Origin of the sequence: Streptomyces poonensis (assembly GCF_014650915.1) — a bacterium.
GTDB classification, from domain to species: domain Bacteria; phylum Actinomycetota; class Actinomycetes; order Streptomycetales; family Streptomycetaceae; genus Streptomyces; species Streptomyces poonensis.
Map to the genome: position 1 here is coordinate 730,673 of NZ_BMVW01000001.1, position 20,467 is coordinate 751,139.

The following is a 20,467-nucleotide window of genomic DNA, read 5'->3' on the forward strand; positions in this document are numbered from 1 at the left end:
AGCTCCGGAGCGTGCATGCGCCCACTGGAGCGTTGTGGAGGTCAGGCGCTCCAGGCGCGCGAGCTCAGGACCAGGCGGTAGTCGTCGGGGTCCGCGATGGTCACGCCGTACTGGTCCCAGTACGGGTTGTGCGCGGCCACGCGTGTTCCGCCGGCGGCGATCAGGCGGTCCACCAGTGCGTCTTCGACGGGAGTGCCCAGGTAGACGACGAACAGGTCGTCGGGCGTGGGGGTGGGGGCAAGGGGCCGCCGGGGGTCGCGCGTGAGCTCGAAGTGCCAGGTGGCGTCGGACGGCCCGACCATGAGCAGGTCGTGTTCGCCGGGGACCTGTGCGGTGGTGCGCCAGAGCACCTGCAGGCCCAGCCCTTCGACGTAGAAGCGTTCCGCGGCGGCGAGGTCGCGCGAAGGGCGGGCGATGCGGATGTGCGTGGTCCCTCCGACCGGCGACGGGTGACTCGGTCGGTTCCCTGGCGTGGTCCGCTGTGCGGGGGTCACTTCGGGCCCTCGCCCCGGTAGGGGGCGGCGGTGGGTTCGCCGGTGCTCCAGGTGCGGTCGAGGAAATCGGCGATCAGCGGGGCGATCTCGGGCAGATGCGTCTCCAGGGCGAAGTGGCCGGTGTCGAACAGGTGGAGTTCGGCGTCGGGGAGGTCGCGCAGGTAGGCCCGGGCGCCGGCCTCGGTGAAGAACGGATCACCGACGCCCCAGGTGATGAGGGCGGGCGGGGTGTGCGTACGCAGCCAGGACTGCCACTGGTCGTAGCGTTCGAGGTTGGACCGGTAGTCGAAGGCCAGCTCCACCTGGGCGTCCTGGCGGCCGGGAAGGTCCAGGAAGTGCTGGTCGAGGGTCCAGCCGTCGGGGGCCAGCAGTTCCGGGGCGGGGACACCCGTCTCGTACTGGCCCCGGGTGCCGGGCAGGGTGAGCAGATCACGGATGGTCTTCTCGGCGCCCGGGGTCTCGGGCCGCAGCGAGATGAAAGCGCGGGCCGCGTCCGACAGACCCTCCTGGTAGGCGTTGCCGTTCTGCACGACCAGGCCGGCGATCCGTTCGGGGTGCCGCTCGGCGAGGCGGAGGCCGACCGGGGCGCCGAAGTCGAACACGTACATGGCGAAGCGGGTCAGGCCCAGCCGCTGCACGAAGCCCTCGGTGATGTCGGCGAGACGGTCGAAGGTGTAGCCGAAGCCGTGCGGGGCCTGGGTGTGGCCGAAACCAGGGTAGTCGGGGGCGATCAGGCGATATCGGGAGCCGAGGGCGTCGATCAGGCGGCGGAACTGGTGCGAGGCCGAGGGGAAGCCGTGCAGCAGCAGGAGCACAGGTGCGTCCGGGCGCTCGGGGATCGACTCGCGGTAGAAGACACGGACGCCGTCGACCTCGAGATGGCGGTGGACGGTGCGGGCGACTGGGACCGGGACCGGTAAGGCCGTCATGACTAATTCCTTCTCTTGTCGGTGATGCATTAGATTTATCGCCTGACTGGCTAACGAGTCAAGTACCGGATGTAGCATTAGGAGCATGAGTGGTCCCGTTCCCTTGACCGGGGAGCCGCTGGCTCTGGACCTGGTCAACACCCATCCGTCCGCCGGTGACCTGCTGACCGGCCCGGACGACCTGCGAGCCTGGCTGCTCCTGCAGGCCGACCGGTTCCCCGAAGCGCGAGAGTTCGCCGCCGCCGAGCTCACCGACGCGGCCCTGGAGGCCGCGCGCGAAGTCCGCGCACACACGGCCCGCGCGCTCGACCCCGCCCGTCGCGGCGAACGGCCCCCGCCGGAAGCGCTGGCCGCGCTCACCCGGGCCCAGGAAGCCGCGCCCGCCGTCCGCGTGCTGGGCTGGAACGGCACGGCGGTCACCGCCACCCGCCGCCGTACCGGACCGACCGCCGCGCAGTTGGCTGCCTGGCTGGCCGAAGCCGCCGCCGACCTGCTCACCGACCCGGCGGTCGCCGCGGTCCGCCAGTGCGAGGCCGAGGACTGTGTCGTGCTGTTCCTGCCCACCCATCCACGCCGTCGCTGGTGCTCGGCCACCCGCTGCGGCAACCGCGTCCGCGTCGCCCGCCACTACCAGCGCCACCGCACCACCTGACCTCCTCAGTCAGGCTGGAAACGGCTCCGTGGCCGAGCCGGCGCCGCCCTGGATCCATCAGCTCGGTGCCACCGACCCGGAGACCGGAAGGGCCGTCGCCCGGGAGGACCTGAAGGAGGCTCGCCTTCCCCACCGACGACTAAGGGCCGGCTGACCCGATCAGAGGTCGAGACGCTCGCCGCCTACGTGGCAGCGCTGGGCGGGAACCTGAGACCGATCACGGATTTCGGGGACGAATCGCTCGTCCGGGGCTGACGCATCCCCTTCAGCAGCGCTCTGTCAGCCCTGTCCGCTTCCGGCCCCGGTCTCATCGGTGGTCGCGCCCCGCGGGAACGACACCTCCACCCGGCGGTTCTTGCGGCGGCCCTCCTCCGAGGAGTTGTCGGCGATGGGGTAGTCCTCGCTGTAGCCGCGCACCTCGAAGGTGATGTCCGCGCTGCCGAGGGAGCCCGCCAGCTGGTCGTGTACGGCTTCGGCGCGGTTCTTGGAGAGGGTGACGCCGTGGGCGTACGTGCCCAGGTTGTCGGTGAAGCCGAAGACGCGGACCGTGGACGGGTTCTGCGCCTCGATCTCCTTCGCGATCGCCTCGATACGGGCGTTCGCCTCCGGGTTCAGCTTCGCGCTGTCCTTGGGGAACAGCACCTCCGCCTGGAGCGCGAACGTGACGGTCGTGTTGGTGTCCTCACGGCGTTCCTCACCGCCGAGGTCCTCGACGACCGACTTGATGTCCAGGACCTTCGCCTCCGCGAGGGTGGCGCCTTCGGCGAGCTTCAGCCCCGGGCTGTTCGCGTCGACGTCGGGGGGCGCGGGTGTGCTGACGGTGCCCGGGGGTTCGCTCGGTTCGTCGTCGGCGAGGGCGGGGGCGGGAGTCAGCCAGGCCAGGGCGGCGACCAGGCTGGTGAGGGTGGTCGCGGTGGCGGTACGCGGGGTGAGGGCGGCCATGTCACTCGCCGCCCTCGGAGAGTTCGATGGGGGCGGGGGGCATGGAGCCGACGTTGAAGTCGACCTTGGTGGTGCTTTCGGGGGGTGCGGGGAACTGGGCGAACCACTGGGCTGTTTCGCCATCGGGTACGCCTCCGGTGAACTGCGTGCACAGGCATCGGCCCGACGTGTCTCGCAGGATGAGGTACTTCTTCTTCCCCTGCTGATCGATCAGGCTGGCACCGGCGATGGAGCCGCCGTTCCCCTCCAGTTCGCGTTCGTCACCGCGCCACTCGGCCGCGACAAAACGACGGCCCGTGTTGTTCGTGACGGTTCCCTCGATCGTCACGAAGCCCCCGTCGTCTCGTTTGGCGGAGGTCACCGCCAACGTGAGGCCGCCTTCACCTTTGACCTCGGCGAGTACGGTGCTCGACTCGGGCTGCTGCGATTGCTGCTCGCCGTCGTCGTTCTTGGCAGGAGCCGAAGACGACGACGCGCCCTTGTCGGACGTCTCGTCGTCTCCCCCTCCACAGCCGGCCACCGTGAGGAGCAGCCCAGCCGTGATCGCCGCCGCGCCGAGCGCCCTGCGGCCCATCATGGTGTGCCGATAGTCCATCGGTACGGCTTCCTTTCACTCGGCCAGATGCACCGAGAACATCACGGACGCGTCAGGAAGGTCGTCCGGATCGAAATCTGTGGGATCGATGTTCACCGGCTCGCCGTCGCAGTTCAGTACCAGAGGCGATCCGGGGTCGGCGTCCGTGTCGAACGCGCAGCGCGGCTGAATGACGGCGGTGGCATGGGCTTTTGCCTGCATGTCCTCCGTGCCGGGGATGATCGAGTCTCCGACCGTGTAGTTCGTCCGGATGTCGACCCGGAACGCTGGATAGCCGTCCACCACTGTGGACTGGGCTCCGCCCTGAACGGTCGCGTCGTTCTGTGCAGCCAACTCCTGGGCCGCGGCAGTGGCTCCGTCGGCAGGGAGATCCACTCCTGGCGGAAGATCCAGCCAGTCGAACCAGTCGTCGCCCGCTCCGATGGCGTCTCCGAGGTCGAGGAGCAGCTCGTCCCGCGCCTCCTGAGCCGCCGCCAACGCGGCAGCGTCCGCAGCGGACTGAGCACCGTTGCGGGCGGACGCCGCCTGGGCGAACACGAAGAAGGCGAGCGCGGCGAAGAGGATGATGCCTGTCAGCCAGATATAGATCGGAAGGGTGGAGCCCGTGTCGGACTCAGGGCCTGTGGCCCTCAGCCACCGATGACGTTCGACACCGCGTCCATGATCGCGCCGGAGATGGCGCCGTCCAGGCCCAGTCCGTCGATCATCGTGAAGATGCCGGCGATGATGATCAAGAGGCCCGCATACTCCACGAACCCCGCCCCCGCGTCCCGCTCCCTCCCCCGCATCCGGGAGACAACGGTCCGCTGCCAGTTGCCGAACCTGCTCACGACGTCTGCCCTCCCGCCCGATGTCACTGCCGACCGCAGCACCGTACGTGAGAGTCCGCCTACCGCGAGTGGGCCCCAGGGCCCAACTTCTCCACACGACACGTACGGCCGGACGTACGACCGGACTCACCGACTCCACCCCTCCCGAGCGGTCCCCAGCCACTGGGCGATCGCTTCGCTGCGCGATGAGCTGTGCAGTTTCGCGAAGATTCGGTTGATGTGGTTCTTCACGGTCTTCTCGCTGATGAAGCAGGTGGCGGCGATCTGGCGGTTGTTCATGCCGGACGCGATCAGGTCCATCACCTCCACCTCCCTTGAACTCAGGCCGAAGGCCGGTCGGTTGGGCACATGGCGGCGCATCCGCACCGCCCGGTCGGGTCGAGCGTCCGAAGACTGCGACGACTGTGCCATAAACGATTGCAGCTGCGAAGACACTTCTCGGAAATCGTGGGTGGGTTCGTATGAAACGCCAAGCGAGGGTGAGAGTGGGGAACCGCCCGCCCGTACGTCCCGTACCGCCTCGATCAGTTCCGGCGCCGTGAACTCCCCGTGCACCAGATAGCCGGCCGCGCCCCGGCGCAGCGCCTCCGCCACGATCTCCGGTTCGCTGCTGTACGTCAGCATCATCACGGGGGCGACGGCGGCGAGGGCGGGCAACGCCGTCAGGCCGTCCGTGCCCGGCATGCGGACGTCCAGCAGGATCACGTCGGGGCGGTGGTCCTCGGCCTGCCGTACCGCCTCCTCGCCGTCCACCGCTTGTGCGACCACCTCGATGTCGGGGTGGTCGCCGAGCAGGGCGGCGAGACCGGCGCGGACCACCGGGTTGTCGTCGGCCACGAGTATGCGGAGCGGTACGGGTGGGCCGGTGACGGCCTGGTCAGGCATGTGCCGCCTCCTCTCGGGAAGCTCGGGGGGCGTGGGGAGCCGTCGGGGTCGGGAGGGGGAGGGACACCCTGATCGATGTGCCTCCGGTGGGCGGGCCGGTGGTGATGGACAAGGAGGCGCCGATCGTCGTCGCCCGTTCCTGCATGCCGAGGAGCCCGAAGCGTCCGGCGCGGGCCGCCTCCTCGGGGGTGAGCCCGGGCGGCAGGCCCACTCCGTCGTCCGTGATCGTGAGGTGGAGGGTGCCGGTGAGGGCTCGTACCTCGACCACCACCTGCGTCGCCCGCGCGTGCCGGTGCGCGTTCTCCAGGGCCTCCGAGAGGATCGCCTGCAGGTGGTGGATCTGCGAGGTGCGGAGGTCGCGTGCGGGGATCGGTCCCGACGTCTCCCAGCGCACCGGAACGTTCGTACGGGCCGCGAAGTGATCGGTCACCGATGAAAGGCCCACCAGCAGATCCGTGGGTGGTTCTCCCGTCAGGTCCGTGTGCCGCCGCAGACCCGAGAGCAGGTCACGCGACTCCCCCGCCGCCCGGCGCGCCGCCGACGCCACCAGCTCGGCCTGCCGCTTCAGTACGCGCGGGTCGGCCGAGCGGTCCGCCGAGGCCGACAGGGCGTCCGCCGCCAGGGCCAGGCCGTGCAGGGTCTTGGCCACCGAGTCGTGCAGTTCACGGGCCAGGCGGGCGCGCTCCGTCTCCACGGCCTCCGCCACCGCGAGGCGGGACGTGGCCTCCGACAGCGCCTCCGTCGCCGTACCGAAGCGGAAGAGGAGGTTGCGCAGGGTGACGCCGATGACGCCCGCGCCCGCGCAGAAGCCCAGGATCAGGACGGTGTTCGTGCCCGCGCCCGGGCGGTGTTCCCAGGCCCGGTACACCGTCAGCAGGACCGTCAGTTGCAGGCCCGTGAAGACTCCCGAGCCGCGCCAGCCGTAGAGGAGGCCGGCCAGGAGAGGGGTGCAGACCGTCGCGTACGCGAGCGGGGAGGCCGGGGACGCCGTGAGGAGCAGGATCGCGCCGAGGAGGAGGTCCAGGGCCATGAGTGTCGGGTGCGCGAGGAGGCGGGGGCCGAAGCGGTCCCAGTCCCTGAGCATGGCGTACGAGCCCATGATGCCGAGGACCGCGGCGGTGAGCACCGCGTACCTCGGGGCGCCGTCCGCGGCGCCCGCCATCGCGAAGGGGGTGCCGATGGCGAGCGCGGCCAGGCGGACGGCGATGGTCTGGCGGCAGAGCGACTGAAGGGCGTTGAGCTGGAGGCGGAGGCTCGCGGGGGCGGGGACGTCGTCCGCCAGGTAGCCGGAGGGCACGCCCCATGACCGGTGACCATGGCTCCCCGCGCGCCGAAGGCCCCCCGGCAGCCGAAAACCCCCCGTCATCGGCCTCACCGGCCCAGGATCTCGCCGAAGTTCGTGCCCGAGCCCAGGAACATGCCCGTCGCGATCAGGATCATCGTCGCGGGGAGCATGAAGACCAGGGTCACCAGCGTCGCCTTGGGGATCGTCTTCGCCGCGCGGCGCCTGGCGTTCTGGGCGTCCGTGCGGCGCATGTCCGTGGCGAGCTGGATGAGGGTCTCGGCGATGGGTGAACCCAGCTCCTCACCCTGTTGCAGCGCCGACACGAACTGGGCCACCTGCTCGGACGAGTTCCGTCTGCGGAGCTCGTCGAAGGCCTGGCGGCGGCTCACGCCCATGTCCATCTGGCGGAGCGTGATGCGCAGTTCGTCGGCCCAGGGGCCCTCGTACTTCTCCGCCACCCGGTCCAGTGCCTGGCGGAAGCCGAGGCCGGCCGAGACCACGACGGCGAGCACGTCCAGGAAGTCCGGGAGCGTGCGGTCGATGACGTCCTTGCGTTCCCGGATGGCCTGCCAGATCGCGGCGTCGGCGGCCAGCAGGCCGAAGGCGAGGGTCAGGGCGGCGAGGAGCGGTGAGTCGTTGGTGAGGAAGACCAGGGCCATGAAGACGCCGAAGATGCCGTAGACGGCGCGGCGGGCCGCGTAGCGGTTCAGGGTCAGGCCGCCGGGGTTGCCCGCCATGTCGATACGGCGGCGCTTGGCCTCGACGCGGCGCGGGCCCATCAGGCGGAGGACGTACGGCGCGAAGCGCATGCCGAGGCGGTCGACGGCCGAGTCCGCCGTGGAGACGCGGGTCGCGCCGACCTCCAGGGCGAGCTCCAGGTCGCCGGGGAGCTTGGCCTCGGCGCGGATCATGCGGATGCCGAGGAACACGCCCGCGACCGAGACGGCCGTCAGCAGGGCGAGGAGTACGGGCAGCATGTCGGGTCTCGTCTCCCCTCTCAGACTTCGATCTTGCCGAGGCGGCGGATGACGAAGAAGCCGACCGTGTAGAGACCGACGGACACCAGGACCAGGATCTGGCCGAGCGGGGAGCCGGTGACCCGGGCCAGGGCGCCCTCGTTCGAGGAGTTGATCAGCAGGAGGGAGCCGAGGCCCAGCAGCGGGACCGTGAACGCCGTGGCGTTGACCTCGGACAGCATCGTGCGGACCTCGCGCCGGGTCTCCTTCCTGTCCTCCAGCGTCTGGGTGAGGTTGCGGAGCGAGCCGACCACCGAGCCGCCCGCCCGGTTGGACAGGACGAGTGTCGTGACGAGGACGACCAGTTCACGGGAGGGCAGCCGCTCGGCCAGCTCGCCGAGGGCGTCGTCCACCGAGCGGCCGAGCGTGAGCTGGTCGGCGACCCGGGCGAGCTCCTCGCCCGCCGGGGCCTCCAGTTCCTCGGCGGCCATCGCCAGGGCCGTGCGCAGGGCGAGGCCGGCGGCCGTGGCGTTGGCGAGGAGGCGGGCCACGTCGGGGAGCTGGTTGATGAAGGCCTCGATGCGTTTCTGCCGCTGCCAGTTGAGGAAGATGGCCGCGCTCCAGACGGCGACGAGCGCGGCGATCGGGCCGAAGAAGGGGGCCAGTGTCGTGGCGGCGATCAGCCAGAGCGCGACGACGACCGCGGCGACGTACGTGGTGAACTCCCCCGCCGTGACGTCGAGGCCCGTCGCCGACAGCCGGAGGTGGATCGTACGGCCGAGGCGGGTGCGGCGCAGCCGGCGGTCGACGGCCCGGAAGCGGCGGATCCGGCCGCTCTCCGTGCGGGTCGGCGCCGTACTGGAGAGGCGGTCGACGAGGGCCTGGCGATGGGCGCGGCCCGAGGCGTACGTGTGCACGCCCGCGATCGCGAGGGTGCAGCACAGGACGGTGGCGCCGAGGGCGAGAAGAGTGGAGTCCGTGGTCATCCGATGGCCTGCCTCGTGGCGAGTACGTCGATGGCCTCCGCGACACCGAACGCGGGCGGCAGCGGTTCGTTGGCCACGTACAGCTTCTCCGCGACCGGGCGCGGCACCGGCAGGTGCTCGAAGTGGCCGTGGACGACGCGGTCGGGGCCGAGGGGCTTCGGCACGAAGCGGGAGACGGTGGCGATGCGGAACTGCTCGCGGCCGTGCGAGACGAGCAGCGCGATCTCGGTGATCTTGCGGGAGCCGTCGGCGAAGCGGGTGAGCTGGACGACGACGTCGACCGCCGAGTTGATCTGGTCCTTGAGGGCCTCGAAGGGGATCAGCACCTCGGACATGGAGCCGAGGGTCTGGAGGCGCATCAGGGCGTCCTCGGCGGAGTTGGCGTGGACGGTGGCGAGGGAGCCGTCGTGGCCGGTGGACATGGCCTGGAGCATGTCGAGGGTCTCGCCGCCGCGGACCTCACCGACGATGATCCGGTCGGGGCGCATGCGCAGGGAGTTGCGGACCAGGTCGCGGATGGTGATCTGGCCCTTGCCCTCGATGTTCGGGGGCCGGGACTCCAGGCGGATGACGTGCTCCTGCTGGAGCTGGAGTTCGGCGGAGTCCTCGATGGTGATGATGCGCTCGTGGGCCGGGATCAGGCCGGAGAGGGCGTTGAGGAGGGTCGTCTTGCCGGTGCCCGTACCGCCGCTGACGATCACGTTGAAGCGGGCGCGGACGAACGCGGCGAGCAGCATCAGCATCTGCTCGTCCAGCGAGCCGAGGCCGATCAGCTCCGGCAGCGTGTACGCGCGCGGGAAGCGGCGGATCGTGAGGGTGGGGCCGGTGAGGGCGAGCGGCGGGATGATGACGTTGACGCGTTCGCCGGTGGGCAGGCGGGCGTCGACCATGGGGTTGGACTCGTCGACGCGGCGGTTCACGGTCGACACGATGCGTTCGATGGTCTGCATCAGCTGCTCGGTGGAGGCGAAGCGGAGCGGCAGCTGTTCGACCCGCCCGGCGCGCTCCACGAAGACCGAGTCGGGGCCGTTGACCATGATCTCGGTGATGGACGCGTCGGCGAGGAGGGGTTCGAGGACGCCCAGGCCGAGGGCTTCGTCGACGACCCTGCGGATCAGCTGGGAGCGTTCCGCGGAGGAGAGTACCGGGCCCTCGCGGCTGATGATGTGGCCGAGGACGCGCTCCAGGCGGGCGCGGCGTTCGGTGGCCGCGAGGCTCGACATCTCGGCGAGGTCGATCTCCTCGAGGAGCTTGGCGCGGTAGACGGCCACGAGGTGTCCGTCCTCGCGTCCGGCTCCCCCTTCCTTCTCGGGGACGGCGATACGGGATCGCAGGCTCATCTTCGTCAGCTCCTTCCGGTGTCGGTCGTCTTGGTCAGTCGGTGTCAGTCGGTGTCAGTCGTCTTGGTCGTTGGGCATGGTGGCGTCCCGCGTCACGGTCACGTCGTCGAACAGCGGGATGACGGAAGGGACGGTGACCGTGACCGTCGCGGTGGTGGTGTCGCCGCCCGTCGCCGGGGCGACCTGCGGGTTCAGCCAGCCGCTCACCGACGCCTGGCCGGCCGCGGCCCCGTCGTCCCCGAGGGACGCGGCGCGGGCGGCGGCCCGGGCGCCCGAGCCCGCCTGGTTGATCCCGTACCCGATGAGCCCGAGCTGGATGGCGGCCATCCCGATCAGAAGCAGGATGGGCAGGAATCCGGCGAACTCCAGCATGGAGACACCCCGGTCGTCCCCGGCGTTCCGTAACCTGCGCCGCACGCGCTCGACCGGCCCGGTCATCCCCCGTCTCCCTCCAGCGCGGCCCCCGCCCGGCCCTCGACGCTCGGCCAGCCGGGGTCGAAGCCGGGGAAGAAGAGCGGGACCTCGGCCTCGACGCTGGCTGTCATGACGGAGCCTTCGGGGCCGCAGTCGAACTCGACGGTCCAGGCGCCCGGCACGTGCTCGCTCCCGGCGGCGTCGCAGGCGCCGTTCCAGTCCCCGTCCACCGCGTACGCCGCCGTCGCCGCCCGCGCCGCCTCGTCCGCCGCGTTTCCCGCGATCGAGTACGTGTAGCCGTACAGCACGCACTGCCACAGGATCGCCATCACCACGAGCAGCAGCGGGAACATGCCCGCGAACTCCAGGGTGACCGAGCCGCGGTCGCCGCCCCTGCGGCGGAGGGCCAGGGCTCCCCGGTCGGCGGACGGCTTGCGGCGCCGGCCGCCCCCGCCTCCGCCTCCGCCCTCCTGCGTCTTGACCAGCCCGAGTTCCCCGGCCAGCGACCACAGGGCCTGCTTGACGGTGGAGCGCGAGTCCAGGTCCTGGAGCCGTCCCGCGTCGACGACCGACTGGAGTTCCTTGAAGGCGGCGGGTACGGCGGCACGGGCCGCCTTGGTGCCGGTGACCTTCTCCACCAGCGACGGCTGGATCTCCGTACCGCGGGAGTGCCGGTTGACGACCGTGAGGGTCTCCTCGGCCTTGCGGATCTGGAGCCGGTCCCAGAGGCGGACCATGCGCTTGGCGGCGCGGACGGCGACGACGTCCGGGGTGACGAGGAGCAGCGCCTGGTCGGCCATCTCGACGGCGGCCGCGGTCGCCGCGTTCATCTGGGAGCCGCAGTCGACGACCAGCAGGTCGTGCCGGGCGCGCAGGGCGCTGATCACCTGGCGGGTCACCCGGTCGGTGACCTCCTCGCCGCGTTCGCCCTCGCCGGGGGCGAGGAGGAGGGCGAGGCCGGTCTCGTGGGTGTAGACCGCCTCCTGGAGGACGCGGGGGTTGATGTCCGTGATCCCGGCGAGGTCGGCGACGGACCGGCGGAACTGGACGTCGAGGTACGAGGCGACGTCGCCGGACTGGAGGTCCAGGTCCAGCAGGGCGACGGTACGGCCGGAGGCGCGGGCCGCGAGGGCGAGGTGGACGGCGGTGAGGGTGGTGCCGACGCCGCCCTTCGCGCCGGTGACCGTGACGACGGTGCCGCCCGGTCCGGCGTACAGCTCGGGAGCGTTCGAGCCGAGGTGGCGGCGCATGCCGGCGGACCAGGACGCGGCGGCCTGGACGCGTTCGGCGAGGGCGTCGTAGCCGAGGGGCAGGGTGACGATGCCGCGGGCGCCGGAGTCCATGGCGGCCGTGAGCACGCCCGTGCTGGTGTCGGCGGTGATGAGGACGACGCCGACCGCCGGGAAGCGCATGACCAGGTCGCGGATCAGGTCCAGGGCGGGGACCGGGCCGATCCGCTCGTGCACGAGGACGACCTCGGGCAGCTCGTCGAGGGATTCGGCGGCGAGGCGCGCGAGGGTGTCGAGCAGGGCGGTGGAGTCCGGGACCGGGGGTGCCGGTTCGGCGTCCGCGAGCTGGCTCAGCAGGGTGCTCAGGGAGCGGGCGGAGTCGACGTCCCCGACGGCGGGGAGGATGCGGATGGTCATGGGCACGGCCCCGCGGGGACGTGACGGGCGGGCGTCATGCGCGGCCTCCTACTTGTCCTCGTCGAGGGTGTACGTGCGGTCGCCGGGCGGTACGGCGGTGTCGTCGCCGCCCGCGACCAGCGCGAGGCGGACGTGCTCGGCGAACGACTCGGCGTAGGCGACGCGCTGGGCGTCCGCCGTGCCGAGGGCGAAGGTGATGGGGACGGCCTCGGTGGCGGTGCGGCGGCGCTCGTTGCTGGACTGGCCGGGTTCGAGGGCGGTCAGCTCGCCGACGTCGATGACGCGCGCGCCGGCGACGATCAGCTTGGACTGGTCGGTGCCCTTGTCGCTGTCGTCGGCCCCGAAGGTGGCGAAGATGTTGACCCGCGAGCCGGGGGCGATCTTCCCCGCCACACCGGTGGACGCGTCGATCATGATGGCGATCTCCTGCTGCCCGGCCGCGAGCTCGGGCCGGTCGACGATCATGTCGCGTTGGAGCAGGGACCCCTCCTCCAGCCGCGTCACGGCGATCTTCCCCCGGATGTCGCCGAGGTCGGTGACGGCCGTGCCGGACAGCCACCGCTCCGGCATCGAGATCCGCTCGAACTGGTCGGCCGTGAGCTCCTTGTACGGCGCGATGTCGTCCTTCAGCCGGTACGCGGTCACTTCCGGCCCGACCTGCTCCTTCACGTCACGGATCACCGAGAGCACTCCGGCGAAGGCTCCGAGGGCGCACAGGGCCGAGAGGACCAGCAGGATGACGCCGCGGCGCTGGCGTGAGTTCATGACGCGGACAACCTCGATCGGGGCGGGGACGGACGGGTCGAGCTGGTCGGGCGGGACAAGCTGGTCGGGCGGTCGAGCGGCCGTGCTTGCGCGTACCTGCTATGGAGTTGGATGTGTGTGACTCACGTACCACCTCGGGGCAGCGCGCGTACGGTCGTCGGCTGAAGTTCGGGTAACGGCGCGGCGCAGAACCCGCAGCGGTCGCCGATGAGTTCCAGCCCGCACCAGTGGCACAGCTCCCGGCGCACGGACGACACGAGCTGGTAGAGCACGGACACGTCGTACAGCCCGGCGGCGAACTCGACGATCTTCCCGGTCCCCCACCAGCGCGGGGACTCGTCGGGCAGGGGGACGTTCGCCACGCCCTGCACCTGCCAGGAGGGCGCGAGCGTCGCGGTCACCCAGTCGGAGGGCGCCTGCCCGCTCGCGACGAGCAGCCGGGTGCCGAACTCGGGCCCGGTGAGGTCCCCCTCGCCGATGCGCACGAGCTGGGGTTTCGGATGGGCCAGTACGCCGAACTGGGCGCCCGGCACCCATGACTTGGCGTGGGTCTTCAGGGACACGGGGACGCGGTCCAGCTTGGCCACCGACCCGAGGAGGGCGCCGGAGTAGATGTAGTGGGCGAGGAGGCGGGCGGAGGAGGCGAGCACGCCCGGACTGAAGTCACATGCGGACAGCTGCCGTAACTGCTGGGCCAGCAGGGCGAGCCCGAGCGGGGGCAGATCGACCCCGAGCAGTGCGATCCGGTCGCTTTCGAGCACGGAACGGACGGCGTGCAGGCGCCGGGCGGCGGGTTGCTGACCGGTGGGCGAGTAGAGCGCGATGACGTATCCGTGCTGCTCGATCAGCGCGTGCATCCCGAGGAGGGAGTCTTCGAGCGTGTCCTGCGGCTGGACGACGGCGGGCGGGGTCTGCCGGTCCTGGGGTGGGAGCACCAGATCGGAACTGGTGACGGCTATCGCGGTCGGCACGCTGCACACCACCCCGTTCTGACTGCGGCGGGGTGGTCGACCACCGCCTCAGATCGCGCCTGTTGCCTACGTACTGCCTATATATCGATCGTCGACGCTCGGGTCCGTCACAGTTCCGTGCGTCTTCGTGCGCCTCTGTGACGAGCTCTCGCATCGTCCTGCACGAGCACCATATCCACGGCACGGCCCGCTCAACACCGATTCTTCCTGATCGACTCACAGAAGGTGCGGATGAGATCAACACGGAGTGAGTCGGGCGCACCCCAACTGCTGCGCTGATCATGGCACTTGCGATCCGGGTGGTCAGCCGGTCGCCGGAGACCTTGACAAGCGAATTGGTCTGGACCAACTTGGACGTCCAGCGGTGGCCACCGTAGCGGAACCCCCTTCCCCACTCCCCCCGGAGGCAGCAGTGCACCGCATACCAGGCATGTCCGGAACCAGACACAGACGATGGGCGGCAGGATCCCTCGCTGCCGTTCTCGCCGCGACCGGCCTCACCCTCGCCGGAGCCGGCCAGGCCGCCGCCGCGGACGTCAACAACGCCAAGAACGCCGGTTTCGAGTCCGGCCTCGGCAACTGGACCTGTTCGGCGGGCAGCGGCACGACGGTCTCCTCGCCCGTGCACGGCGGCTCGGCCGCCCTGAAGGCCACGCCGTCCGGCCAGGACAACGCCAGGTGCTCCCAGACGGTCGCCGTCAAGCCGAACTCGACGTACACGCTGAGCGCTTGGGTGCAGGGCGGGTACGCCTACCTGGGCGCGACGGGCACGGGGACGACGGACGTGTCGACGTGGACCCCGGACTCCACGGCCTGGAAGCAGCTGAGCACGACCTTCACCACGGGCTCGTCGACGACGTCCGTGACGGTCTACACGCACGGCTGGTACGGCCAGGCGGCGTACCACGTGGACGACGTGTCGGTGTTCGGCCCGGACGGGGGCGGGGGCGGCGGTGAACCGGGCCCGACGATCCCGGCGGCCCCGGCCGGCCTCTCGGCCCCGTCGACCACGTCCTCGTCCGTCTCCCTCGCCTGGAACACGGTCTCGGGGGCGACCGGCTACAACGTCTACCGCAACGGTACGAAGGTGACGGCGGTGACCGGCACCTCGGCCACCGTGACCGGACTGGCGGCCTCGACCTCGTACTCCTTCCAGGTCACGGCCACCAACGCGGCGGGCGAGTCGGCGAAGTCGGCGGCCGTGACGGCGACGACGGCGCCCTCCGGGAACGACGGGGGCGGCAGCACGCTGCCGAAGCACGCGGTGACGGGTTACTGGCAGAACTTCAACAACGGGGCCACGGTTCAGGAGATCTCCGACGTGCCGTCCCAGTACGACATCATCGCCGTCTCCTTCGCGGACGCGACGACCACGCCCGGCGCGGTGACCTTCAACCTGGACTCGGCGGGCCTGAACGGCTACACGGTCGACCAGTTCAAGGCCGACATCAAGGCCAAGCAGGCCGCCGGGAAGAAGGTGATCATCTCAGTCGGCGGCGAGAAGGGCACGGTGTCGGTGAACACCGCGGCGTCGGCGACGAACTTCGCGAACTCGGTGTACGCGCTGATGCAGGAGTACGGCTTCGACGGCGTCGACATCGACCTGGAGAACGGGCTGAACGCGACGTACATGACGCAGGCGCTGCGTGCGCTGTCCGCAAAGGCGGGTCCGTCGATGATCCTGACCATGGCGCCCCAGACGATCGACATGCAGTCGACGTCCGGCTCCTACTTCCAGACGGCCCTGAACGTGAAGGACATCCTCACGGTCGTCAACATGCAGTACTACAACAGCGGCTCCATGCTGGGCTGCGACGGCAAGGTGTACAGCCAGGGGTCCGTGGACTTCCTGACGGCTCTGGCGTGCATCCAGCTGGAGGGCGGCCTCGCCCCGTCCCAGGTGGGCCTGGGCGTCCCCGCCTCCACGCGCGGCGCGGGCAGCGGCTACGTGTCCCCGTCCGTGGTGAACGCCGCCCTGGACTGCCTGGCCAAGGGCACGAACTGCGGCTCGTTCAAGCCGTCGCGCACGTACCCGGACATCCGGGGCGCGATGACCTGGTCCACGAACTGGGACGCGCTGGCGGGCAACGCGTGGTCCAACGCGGTGGGGCCGCACGTGCACGGGTTGTCGTAGGGGGCGGTCGGATCCGTCGTGGGCGCGCTACTCGAAGGGGTAGCGCGCCTTCTCGAGGGCGAAGTGGTACCGTTTCTTGTACCACTCCGAGGAGGTGCTGTCCTGTGTCCATCACCGCCAGCGAGGCACGCCGTCGCCTGTTCCCGCTGATCGAAGAGGTCAACAGCGACCGCAGCGCCATAGAGATCGTATCGAAGAACGGCAGCGCCTACCTGGTGGCGGCCGAGGAGTACGAAGCGCTGCAGGAGACGGCTTACCTGCTGCGTTCTCCCGCCAATGCCCGCCGCCTGCTTCGTTCCTTTCAGAACGCTCTGGACGGTGACTACGAGAGCCGCGAGCTGATCAAGGACGAAGACGGCGGGGAACGTCTGTGAAGCTCGCTTTCACCCCGCAGGGGTGGGAGGACTACGTCCACTGGCAGACCGCGGACCGCAAGATCCTGAAGCGCATCAACCGTCTCATCGAGGACACGCTCCGCGACCCCTACGAAGGGATTGGCAAACCCGAACCCCTGAAGCACGCGCTCGCCGGAGCATGGTCGCGTCGCATCACCGACGAACACCGCCTGGTGTACGTGCCCAGGGACAACGAGGTGATCGTGTTGCAGGCGCGCTACCACTACGAGTAGCGCGCCTGCCTCGCTACGGACGCTGCCGCGGGGTCACCCGGCGGTGATGCGCAGCACCCCGGTCACGGTGCCCTGGAGGTAGGTGCCGTCCGGGGCGATGGTGCCCGCCATCTGGAGGGTGTCGAAGAGCGAACCGATGCCGACCTGCTTGGAACGCTTCACGGTGCCGGTCTCCGGGTCGATCTGGACGTACCGGTACGGGTCCAGCAGGCTGGTGCCCTTCGTGCCCGGGATCAGCGGATCCCGCACCACGGTGTGCAGGGTGCCGTCGGCGGTCGACAGCTTGGGCACGGCCGCCGAGCGCAGGGTGTTGTCCCACACCTCGGTGCAGCCGGTGCCGTCGGCGCGGACGTCGACACGGGTCAGCCCGCCGGCGAAGTCGGCGGAGGCCGGGACGCTGTCGCCCGCCCCGTCGGGGACCGCCGGGTAGGGGTAGCCGTACGTACCGGCGACGAAGACGCTGCTGCCGGCGCCGACGGGCGAGTTCTCGCTGCCGGGGCCGCCTGCGGCGCGCAGGACGGGCACGGAGCAGACCTCCGCGCCGGTGGAGGTCCGGTAGACCTTCAGACGGACGGTGGTGTCGGCGTTGTCGACGATGCCGACGTAGTCGGTTCCGGTCGTGGGACCGAAGAAGGTCGGGGTCGATCCGCTGCCCCAGCTCAGCAGGCCGGGCTTGCGGGCCTGACCTCGGTCGTAGGCCTGTCGCCAGGAGATCTTGGGGGTGCCGTCGGCGCCGGCGGTGAGCAGGTAGGTGGCGTGGGTGGTGGTGACGGCGGTGCCCTGGGGGGCGGTGGAGATGCTGTTGGCGACGCGTTCGCCGGCGGGCAGGGTGAGGGCACGGACTGTCCCCGTACGGTCGTCGGCGGTGCCGACCACGCCGTTGCCGGTGGCGAACCAGACCCGGCCCTGCCAGTCGGGCGACAGCCCGGTCACGGCGTCACCTTCGGGGATCACGGACGCGAGGGAGAGACTCTGGTCGATCGCCAGCTTCCAGTCGCCGTCGGCGTTCTTGCTGTGGGCGACGCGGAGCAGGTTGCGGCTGCCGTCCGCGACGACCAGGCGGTCCTTGTTGTCGAGGTAGGCGTAGACCCCGCCCAGCAGCGAGCCCTTGGTCAGTTTCAGGGTGGCCAGGGAGGAGCCGTCGTCGGGGTCGAGGAGGTGCACGGTCGGCACCTGGCCGAAGATCGGCGTGCACAGGATGACGGGGTAGCCGTCGGACCCCACCAGCACGGTCGGGCAGGCGGAGGCGAGGGCCAGGCGTTCCGACGACAGCGTGCCGGTGCCGGGTCCGGCCAGCAGGGTGGTATCCGAGGAGCCGGTGTCGCCGTGCATGGTGGCGGTGCCGTCGGGGCCGGCGTACGGGTTGTGCGGGGGTACGGGGGTGTAGGCGGTGGCTGCCGCGGCGACGGACTGGGCTTCTGCGGGTACGGCGGCGGTCGTGAGGGCGAGGGCCGAGAGCAGGGCGGCGGCGAGGGGTCTGCGCGGGACGCCACGGCGGCGGGCGGGCGAACGGGACATGGTTCGGGCAGGGTCCTTCCATGCGGGGGTGCCCGTACGGGAGTCCGTACGGGTGAGGTGCCGGGGGGTGGCTGCGCGGGAGGGAACGTGGAGCCGGGCTGCGGTACTCGGCGGCCGGGGTCCTGGGCAGGCTGCGGCCGGGAACCGTGAACAGGCTGCGCCTGGGCAGCCGGGGAGGGGACGGGTCGGCCGGAGAACGGCGGGCCGTCGGGGTCAGTGACCCTGGTGACAGAGGGCACCGGACGTCCGCGCGAGATCGACGTGACGTCGTCGCGTGAGGAAGGAACGTCCGGGCTTCATGTACATGATCGAACCAGCTCGGCTGCGGAATGGTCAAGGGCGCCCGACCCGCCCGTAAGGGTCAGGGGCCCCGACGCGGAGCGCCCTACTTCCCGAGCCGCTCCCGCAGCGCGTCGACATCCTCGAGGAACCACGTCTGCCGCCCGCGATTGCACTCCCGGACGAAGTCCCGCAGCGCCGAACTCTCCGCCGTGTACCGGGAGATGTCGCCGAGCACGACGAGGCCCAGCCGGTAGTTGACGAACTTCTGGATGATGTCTCCGGCCACCCGCGTACCGAGCCGGAAGAACGCCTCGTCGAACCGCTCGACCGGGACGACGACCCATTCGGCGCCCTGGTAGCCGGCGTTCCCGATGAGATCGAGCGCGTCCCGCTCACCCGCGATGGTGTCGCCTTCGGGGGCGCACATCAGGACGGGCACGTCGTGGATCTTCTCCAGGGTGGTCATGGGGGCCAAGGGTAACCGGCTGCGATGCTTGTCAACTGGTCAGAGGCGGCGCCCCAGTTCGAACCACACCACCTTCCAGCCCGGCATACGGAAGTGGCTGGTCACCGGGTAGCGGCCCCATGCATCGGCCAGGGTCTCCACCAGGTACAGGCCGCGACCGAAAGCCTCGTCGGTGGTGCAGGGGAGGGGGTCGGGGAGGTCGGGGTGGTTGTCCAGGACTCCGATGCGGATGCCCTCCGGGCGGGAGCGGAGTCGGACGGTGACCGGGCCGTCGGAGTGCTTGACGGCGTTGGAGACGAGCTCGGAGGTCAGCAGCTCGGCCGTGTCGGTGAGGTCTTGCGGGCTCGCGTGGCCGAGCAGTGCGGTGCGGATGGTGTGGCGGGCGATGTGGGGGGCTCGCAGGTCGTTGGTCAGCTGGAGGTTGCACTGCCAGGTCGGGGGCTCGGACATGGCGTTCTCCGGTTCGTCGGATGCGGTGAGGGGGCTGAGCTGCGGTCGGTGGCCTGTCTCCCTGACGCGGCCTGCCCCTCCCAGGGAAGGAGCTTGCGGGCAAGCTCGCGCGATGCACTTCCAACTGCTGTGTGTAGCTTGTGCATTACCGACTGTAGGGCACTCGGTGGTTAGGTTGCCCCACTATCGGGAGAACCCAAGCACCCACTCAGGGTGTCGTCGGCTCATGGAAGGAACCGCATGGCCGCGAGAACATCTCCGACGGAGCGCCAGAGAAGGCTCGGCGCGGAGGTAAGGAGGATGCGCACCGCCGCCGGCATGACCGGTGAGTTCGCCGCGGGGCTGCTGGGTGTGGACCGGGGAAAAATCTCGAACATCGAGTCAGGCACACGTGCCATCAGCGCCGAGCGCCTGCGTACGTTGGCCTGCAACTGCGACTGTGATGACGAGGCGTACGTCAGTGCCCTGATCGGAATGGCGCAGCCCGGCGAGCGCGGATGGTGGGAGAGGTACCGGGGCAGTCTTCCTGCCGGGCTTCTGGACATCGCCGAGCTGGAACACCATGCCGTACGAATGCGCAGCGTGCACCTAATCCACATGCCCGGCCTACTACAGTCCAGCGACCACGCCCAGGCCGTCTTCAAAGCCGCGTTGCCGCCGTTGCCCGAGCACGAGATCGCCCTTCGGCTCGCGCTTCGGCTGGAGCGTCAGCGTGTCTTGTGTGGGGAGAACCCCCCCGAGTACGTCGGGATACTCCACGAGGCGGCACTTCGTATGCAGTTCGGTGGACCCAAGGTGGCCCGCACTCAGCTCGAACACCTGCTGGCCATGTCGGAACAGGCCAATGTGACGCTGCGGGTCATTCCGTTCGATGCGGGCTCGTTCCCTGGGGCAGGTCAGACCGTGATCTACATGGAGGGCCCCGTGCCGAAGCTGGACACCGTGCAGATCGACAGTGCCCACGGTCCTGACTTCCTGCACCAGGAAGCCCAACTGGCCAAATACCGAGCGCATCTGGATTGGATGGAGCAGCGTTCCTTGTCTCCCGAGACGTCGCGCGCCTTCATCCAGGACATCGCCAACCAACTCTGAGGAGACATCCATGACCGACATCACGTGGGAAGAACCGTTCTGCGCCGAGGGGTCGGCCTGCTTCCGTCTCGGCACCGACTCCCAGGGCAACGCCTACATCGCCATAGCCGGAGCCGAACACACCTACCTCACCGACACCCGCGAAGCCCTCCGCACCCTCATCCTCGACATCAAGGCGGGCAAGGCCGACCATTTGCTCTGAGCCGC

The 20,467-nt window shown here is 70.2% G+C and carries 25 protein-coding genes; 6 read left to right on the plus strand and 19 right to left on the minus strand.

Annotated elements, in window-relative coordinates; all coding sequences use genetic code 11:
* Positions 1 to 41: 41 nt before the first annotated feature.
* Positions 42 to 494 (minus strand): VOC family protein, encoded by a 453-nt coding sequence (locus IE242_RS03210; protein ID WP_189855032.1) that lies wholly within the window; start codon positions 492 to 494, stop codon positions 42 to 44.
* Positions 491 to 1,423 carry an alpha/beta fold hydrolase gene (locus tag IE242_RS03215; RefSeq protein ID WP_189855034.1) on the minus strand — a complete coding sequence of 311 codons (933 nt, stop codon included), beginning with the start codon at positions 1,421 to 1,423 and terminating at the stop codon, positions 491 to 493. The genes IE242_RS03210 and IE242_RS03215 overlap by 4 nt, the downstream gene beginning before the upstream one ends.
* 85 nt (positions 1,424 to 1,508) lie before the next feature.
* Here IE242_RS03215 and IE242_RS03220 point away from each other — a divergent pair, with 85 nt between their 5' ends.
* On the plus strand, positions 1,509 to 2,075 hold the full coding sequence (locus IE242_RS03220; RefSeq protein WP_189855036.1) for a CGNR zinc finger domain-containing protein: 567 nt from the start codon (positions 1,509 to 1,511) through the stop codon (positions 2,073 to 2,075).
* Between the two features lie 279 nt (positions 2,076 to 2,354).
* Here the strand turns inward: IE242_RS03220 and IE242_RS03225 are convergent, their stop codons facing one another.
* The 13 genes from IE242_RS03225 to IE242_RS03285 form a co-directional block, all read right to left on the minus strand.
* A complete protein-coding gene (locus IE242_RS03225) occupies positions 2,355 to 3,017 on the minus strand; it encodes an OmpA family protein (RefSeq protein WP_189855038.1) in 663 nt (220 codons plus the stop codon).
* Between the two features lies 1 nt (position 3,018).
* Positions 3,019 to 3,612 (minus strand): hypothetical protein, encoded by a 594-nt coding sequence (locus tag IE242_RS03230; RefSeq protein WP_189855040.1) that lies wholly within the window; start codon positions 3,610 to 3,612, stop codon positions 3,019 to 3,021.
* A 15-nt stretch (positions 3,613 to 3,627) separates the two neighbouring features.
* Positions 3,628 to 4,245 carry a pilus assembly protein TadG-related protein gene (locus IE242_RS03235; RefSeq protein ID WP_189856355.1) on the minus strand — a complete coding sequence of 206 codons (618 nt, stop codon included), beginning with the start codon at positions 4,243 to 4,245 and terminating at the stop codon, positions 3,628 to 3,630.
* A complete protein-coding gene (locus IE242_RS03240) occupies positions 4,242 to 4,442 on the minus strand; it encodes a hypothetical protein (protein WP_189856510.1) in 201 nt (66 codons plus the stop codon). Before IE242_RS03240 ends, IE242_RS03235 begins: the two co-directional genes overlap by 4 nt.
* Before the next feature lie 126 nt (positions 4,443 to 4,568).
* Entirely contained in the window at positions 4,569 to 5,327 is a 759-nt protein-coding gene (locus tag IE242_RS03245; RefSeq protein ID WP_189855042.1) for a response regulator, read from the minus strand.
* Complete coding sequence (locus IE242_RS03250; RefSeq protein ID WP_189855044.1) at positions 5,320 to 6,693, minus strand: sensor histidine kinase; 1,374 nt, start codon at positions 6,691 to 6,693, stop codon at positions 5,320 to 5,322. Before IE242_RS03250 ends, IE242_RS03245 begins: the two co-directional genes overlap by 8 nt.
* 5 nt (positions 6,694 to 6,698) lie before the next feature.
* Positions 6,699 to 7,589, minus strand: a complete 891-nt coding sequence (locus IE242_RS03255) for a DUF5936 domain-containing protein (RefSeq protein WP_189855046.1) — start codon at positions 7,587 to 7,589, stop codon at positions 6,699 to 6,701.
* Between the two features lie 20 nt (positions 7,590 to 7,609).
* Entirely contained in the window at positions 7,610 to 8,554 is a 945-nt protein-coding gene (locus IE242_RS03260; protein ID WP_189855048.1) for a type II secretion system F family protein, read from the minus strand.
* The gene (locus tag IE242_RS03265) at positions 8,551 to 9,894 is read right to left on the minus strand and encodes a TadA family conjugal transfer-associated ATPase (RefSeq protein WP_189855050.1); all 1,344 of its coding nucleotides are present in this window, start codon (positions 9,892 to 9,894) and stop codon (positions 8,551 to 8,553) included. Before IE242_RS03265 ends, IE242_RS03260 begins: the two co-directional genes overlap by 4 nt.
* A gap of 54 nt (positions 9,895 to 9,948) precedes the next feature.
* On the minus strand, positions 9,949 to 10,332 hold the full coding sequence (locus IE242_RS03270) for a TadE/TadG family type IV pilus assembly protein (RefSeq protein ID WP_229858097.1): 384 nt from the start codon (positions 10,330 to 10,332) through the stop codon (positions 9,949 to 9,951).
* Positions 10,329 to 11,954 (minus strand): CpaE/TadZ family protein, encoded by a 1,626-nt coding sequence (locus IE242_RS03275; RefSeq protein WP_189855052.1) that lies wholly within the window; start codon positions 11,952 to 11,954, stop codon positions 10,329 to 10,331. Before IE242_RS03275 ends, IE242_RS03270 begins: the two co-directional genes overlap by 4 nt.
* 48 nt (positions 11,955 to 12,002) lie before the next feature.
* A complete protein-coding gene (gene cpaB, locus IE242_RS03280) occupies positions 12,003 to 12,719 on the minus strand; it encodes a Flp pilus assembly protein CpaB (protein ID WP_189855054.1) in 717 nt (238 codons plus the stop codon).
* Between the two features lie 122 nt (positions 12,720 to 12,841).
* Complete coding sequence (locus IE242_RS03285) at positions 12,842 to 13,690, minus strand: hypothetical protein (protein ID WP_229858100.1); 849 nt, start codon at positions 13,688 to 13,690, stop codon at positions 12,842 to 12,844.
* A gap of 430 nt (positions 13,691 to 14,120) precedes the next feature.
* Here IE242_RS03285 and IE242_RS03290 point away from each other — a divergent pair, with 430 nt between their 5' ends.
* The 3 genes from IE242_RS03290 (at position 14,121) to IE242_RS03300 (ending at position 16,452) form a co-directional block, all read left to right on the plus strand.
* Positions 14,121 to 15,824, plus strand: a complete 1,704-nt coding sequence (locus IE242_RS03290) for a chitinase (protein WP_189855058.1) — start codon at positions 14,121 to 14,123, stop codon at positions 15,822 to 15,824.
* A gap of 104 nt (positions 15,825 to 15,928) precedes the next feature.
* Positions 15,929 to 16,198, plus strand: a complete 270-nt coding sequence (locus IE242_RS03295) for a type II toxin-antitoxin system Phd/YefM family antitoxin (RefSeq protein ID WP_189855060.1) — start codon at positions 15,929 to 15,931, stop codon at positions 16,196 to 16,198.
* Positions 16,195 to 16,452 (plus strand): Txe/YoeB family addiction module toxin, encoded by a 258-nt coding sequence (locus tag IE242_RS03300; protein WP_189855062.1) that lies wholly within the window; start codon positions 16,195 to 16,197, stop codon positions 16,450 to 16,452. The genes IE242_RS03295 and IE242_RS03300 overlap by 4 nt, the downstream gene beginning before the upstream one ends.
* A gap of 33 nt (positions 16,453 to 16,485) precedes the next feature.
* Here the strand turns inward: IE242_RS03300 and IE242_RS03305 are convergent, their stop codons facing one another.
* The 4 genes from IE242_RS03305 to IE242_RS03315 all read right to left on the minus strand — a co-directional run bounded on the left by IE242_RS03305 (position 16,486) and on the right by IE242_RS03315 (position 19,168).
* The gene (locus tag IE242_RS03305) at positions 16,486 to 17,970 is read right to left on the minus strand and encodes a hypothetical protein (RefSeq protein WP_189855064.1); all 1,485 of its coding nucleotides are present in this window, start codon (positions 17,968 to 17,970) and stop codon (positions 16,486 to 16,488) included.
* A gap of 213 nt (positions 17,971 to 18,183) precedes the next feature.
* Positions 18,184 to 18,276: a putative leader peptide gene (locus IE242_RS39040; RefSeq protein WP_373299442.1), complete on the minus strand. Its 93-nt coding sequence runs from the start codon at positions 18,274 to 18,276 to the stop codon at positions 18,184 to 18,186.
* Positions 18,277 to 18,355: 79 nt separating this feature from the next.
* A complete protein-coding gene (locus IE242_RS03310; RefSeq protein ID WP_189855067.1) occupies positions 18,356 to 18,718 on the minus strand; it encodes a DUF4180 domain-containing protein in 363 nt (120 codons plus the stop codon).
* A 39-nt stretch (positions 18,719 to 18,757) separates the two neighbouring features.
* A complete protein-coding gene (locus IE242_RS03315) occupies positions 18,758 to 19,168 on the minus strand; it encodes an ATP-binding protein (protein WP_189855069.1) in 411 nt (136 codons plus the stop codon).
* A 240-nt stretch (positions 19,169 to 19,408) separates the two neighbouring features.
* Between IE242_RS03315 and IE242_RS03320 the strand changes: the two genes are divergently transcribed.
* Positions 19,409 to 20,260: a helix-turn-helix domain-containing protein gene (locus IE242_RS03320; protein ID WP_189855071.1), complete on the plus strand. Its 852-nt coding sequence runs from the start codon at positions 19,409 to 19,411 to the stop codon at positions 20,258 to 20,260.
* Between the two features lie 10 nt (positions 20,261 to 20,270).
* Positions 20,271 to 20,462 carry a hypothetical protein gene (locus IE242_RS03325; protein WP_189855073.1) on the plus strand — a complete coding sequence of 64 codons (192 nt, stop codon included), beginning with the start codon at positions 20,271 to 20,273 and terminating at the stop codon, positions 20,460 to 20,462.
* Positions 20,463 to 20,467: the final 5 nt, after the last annotated feature.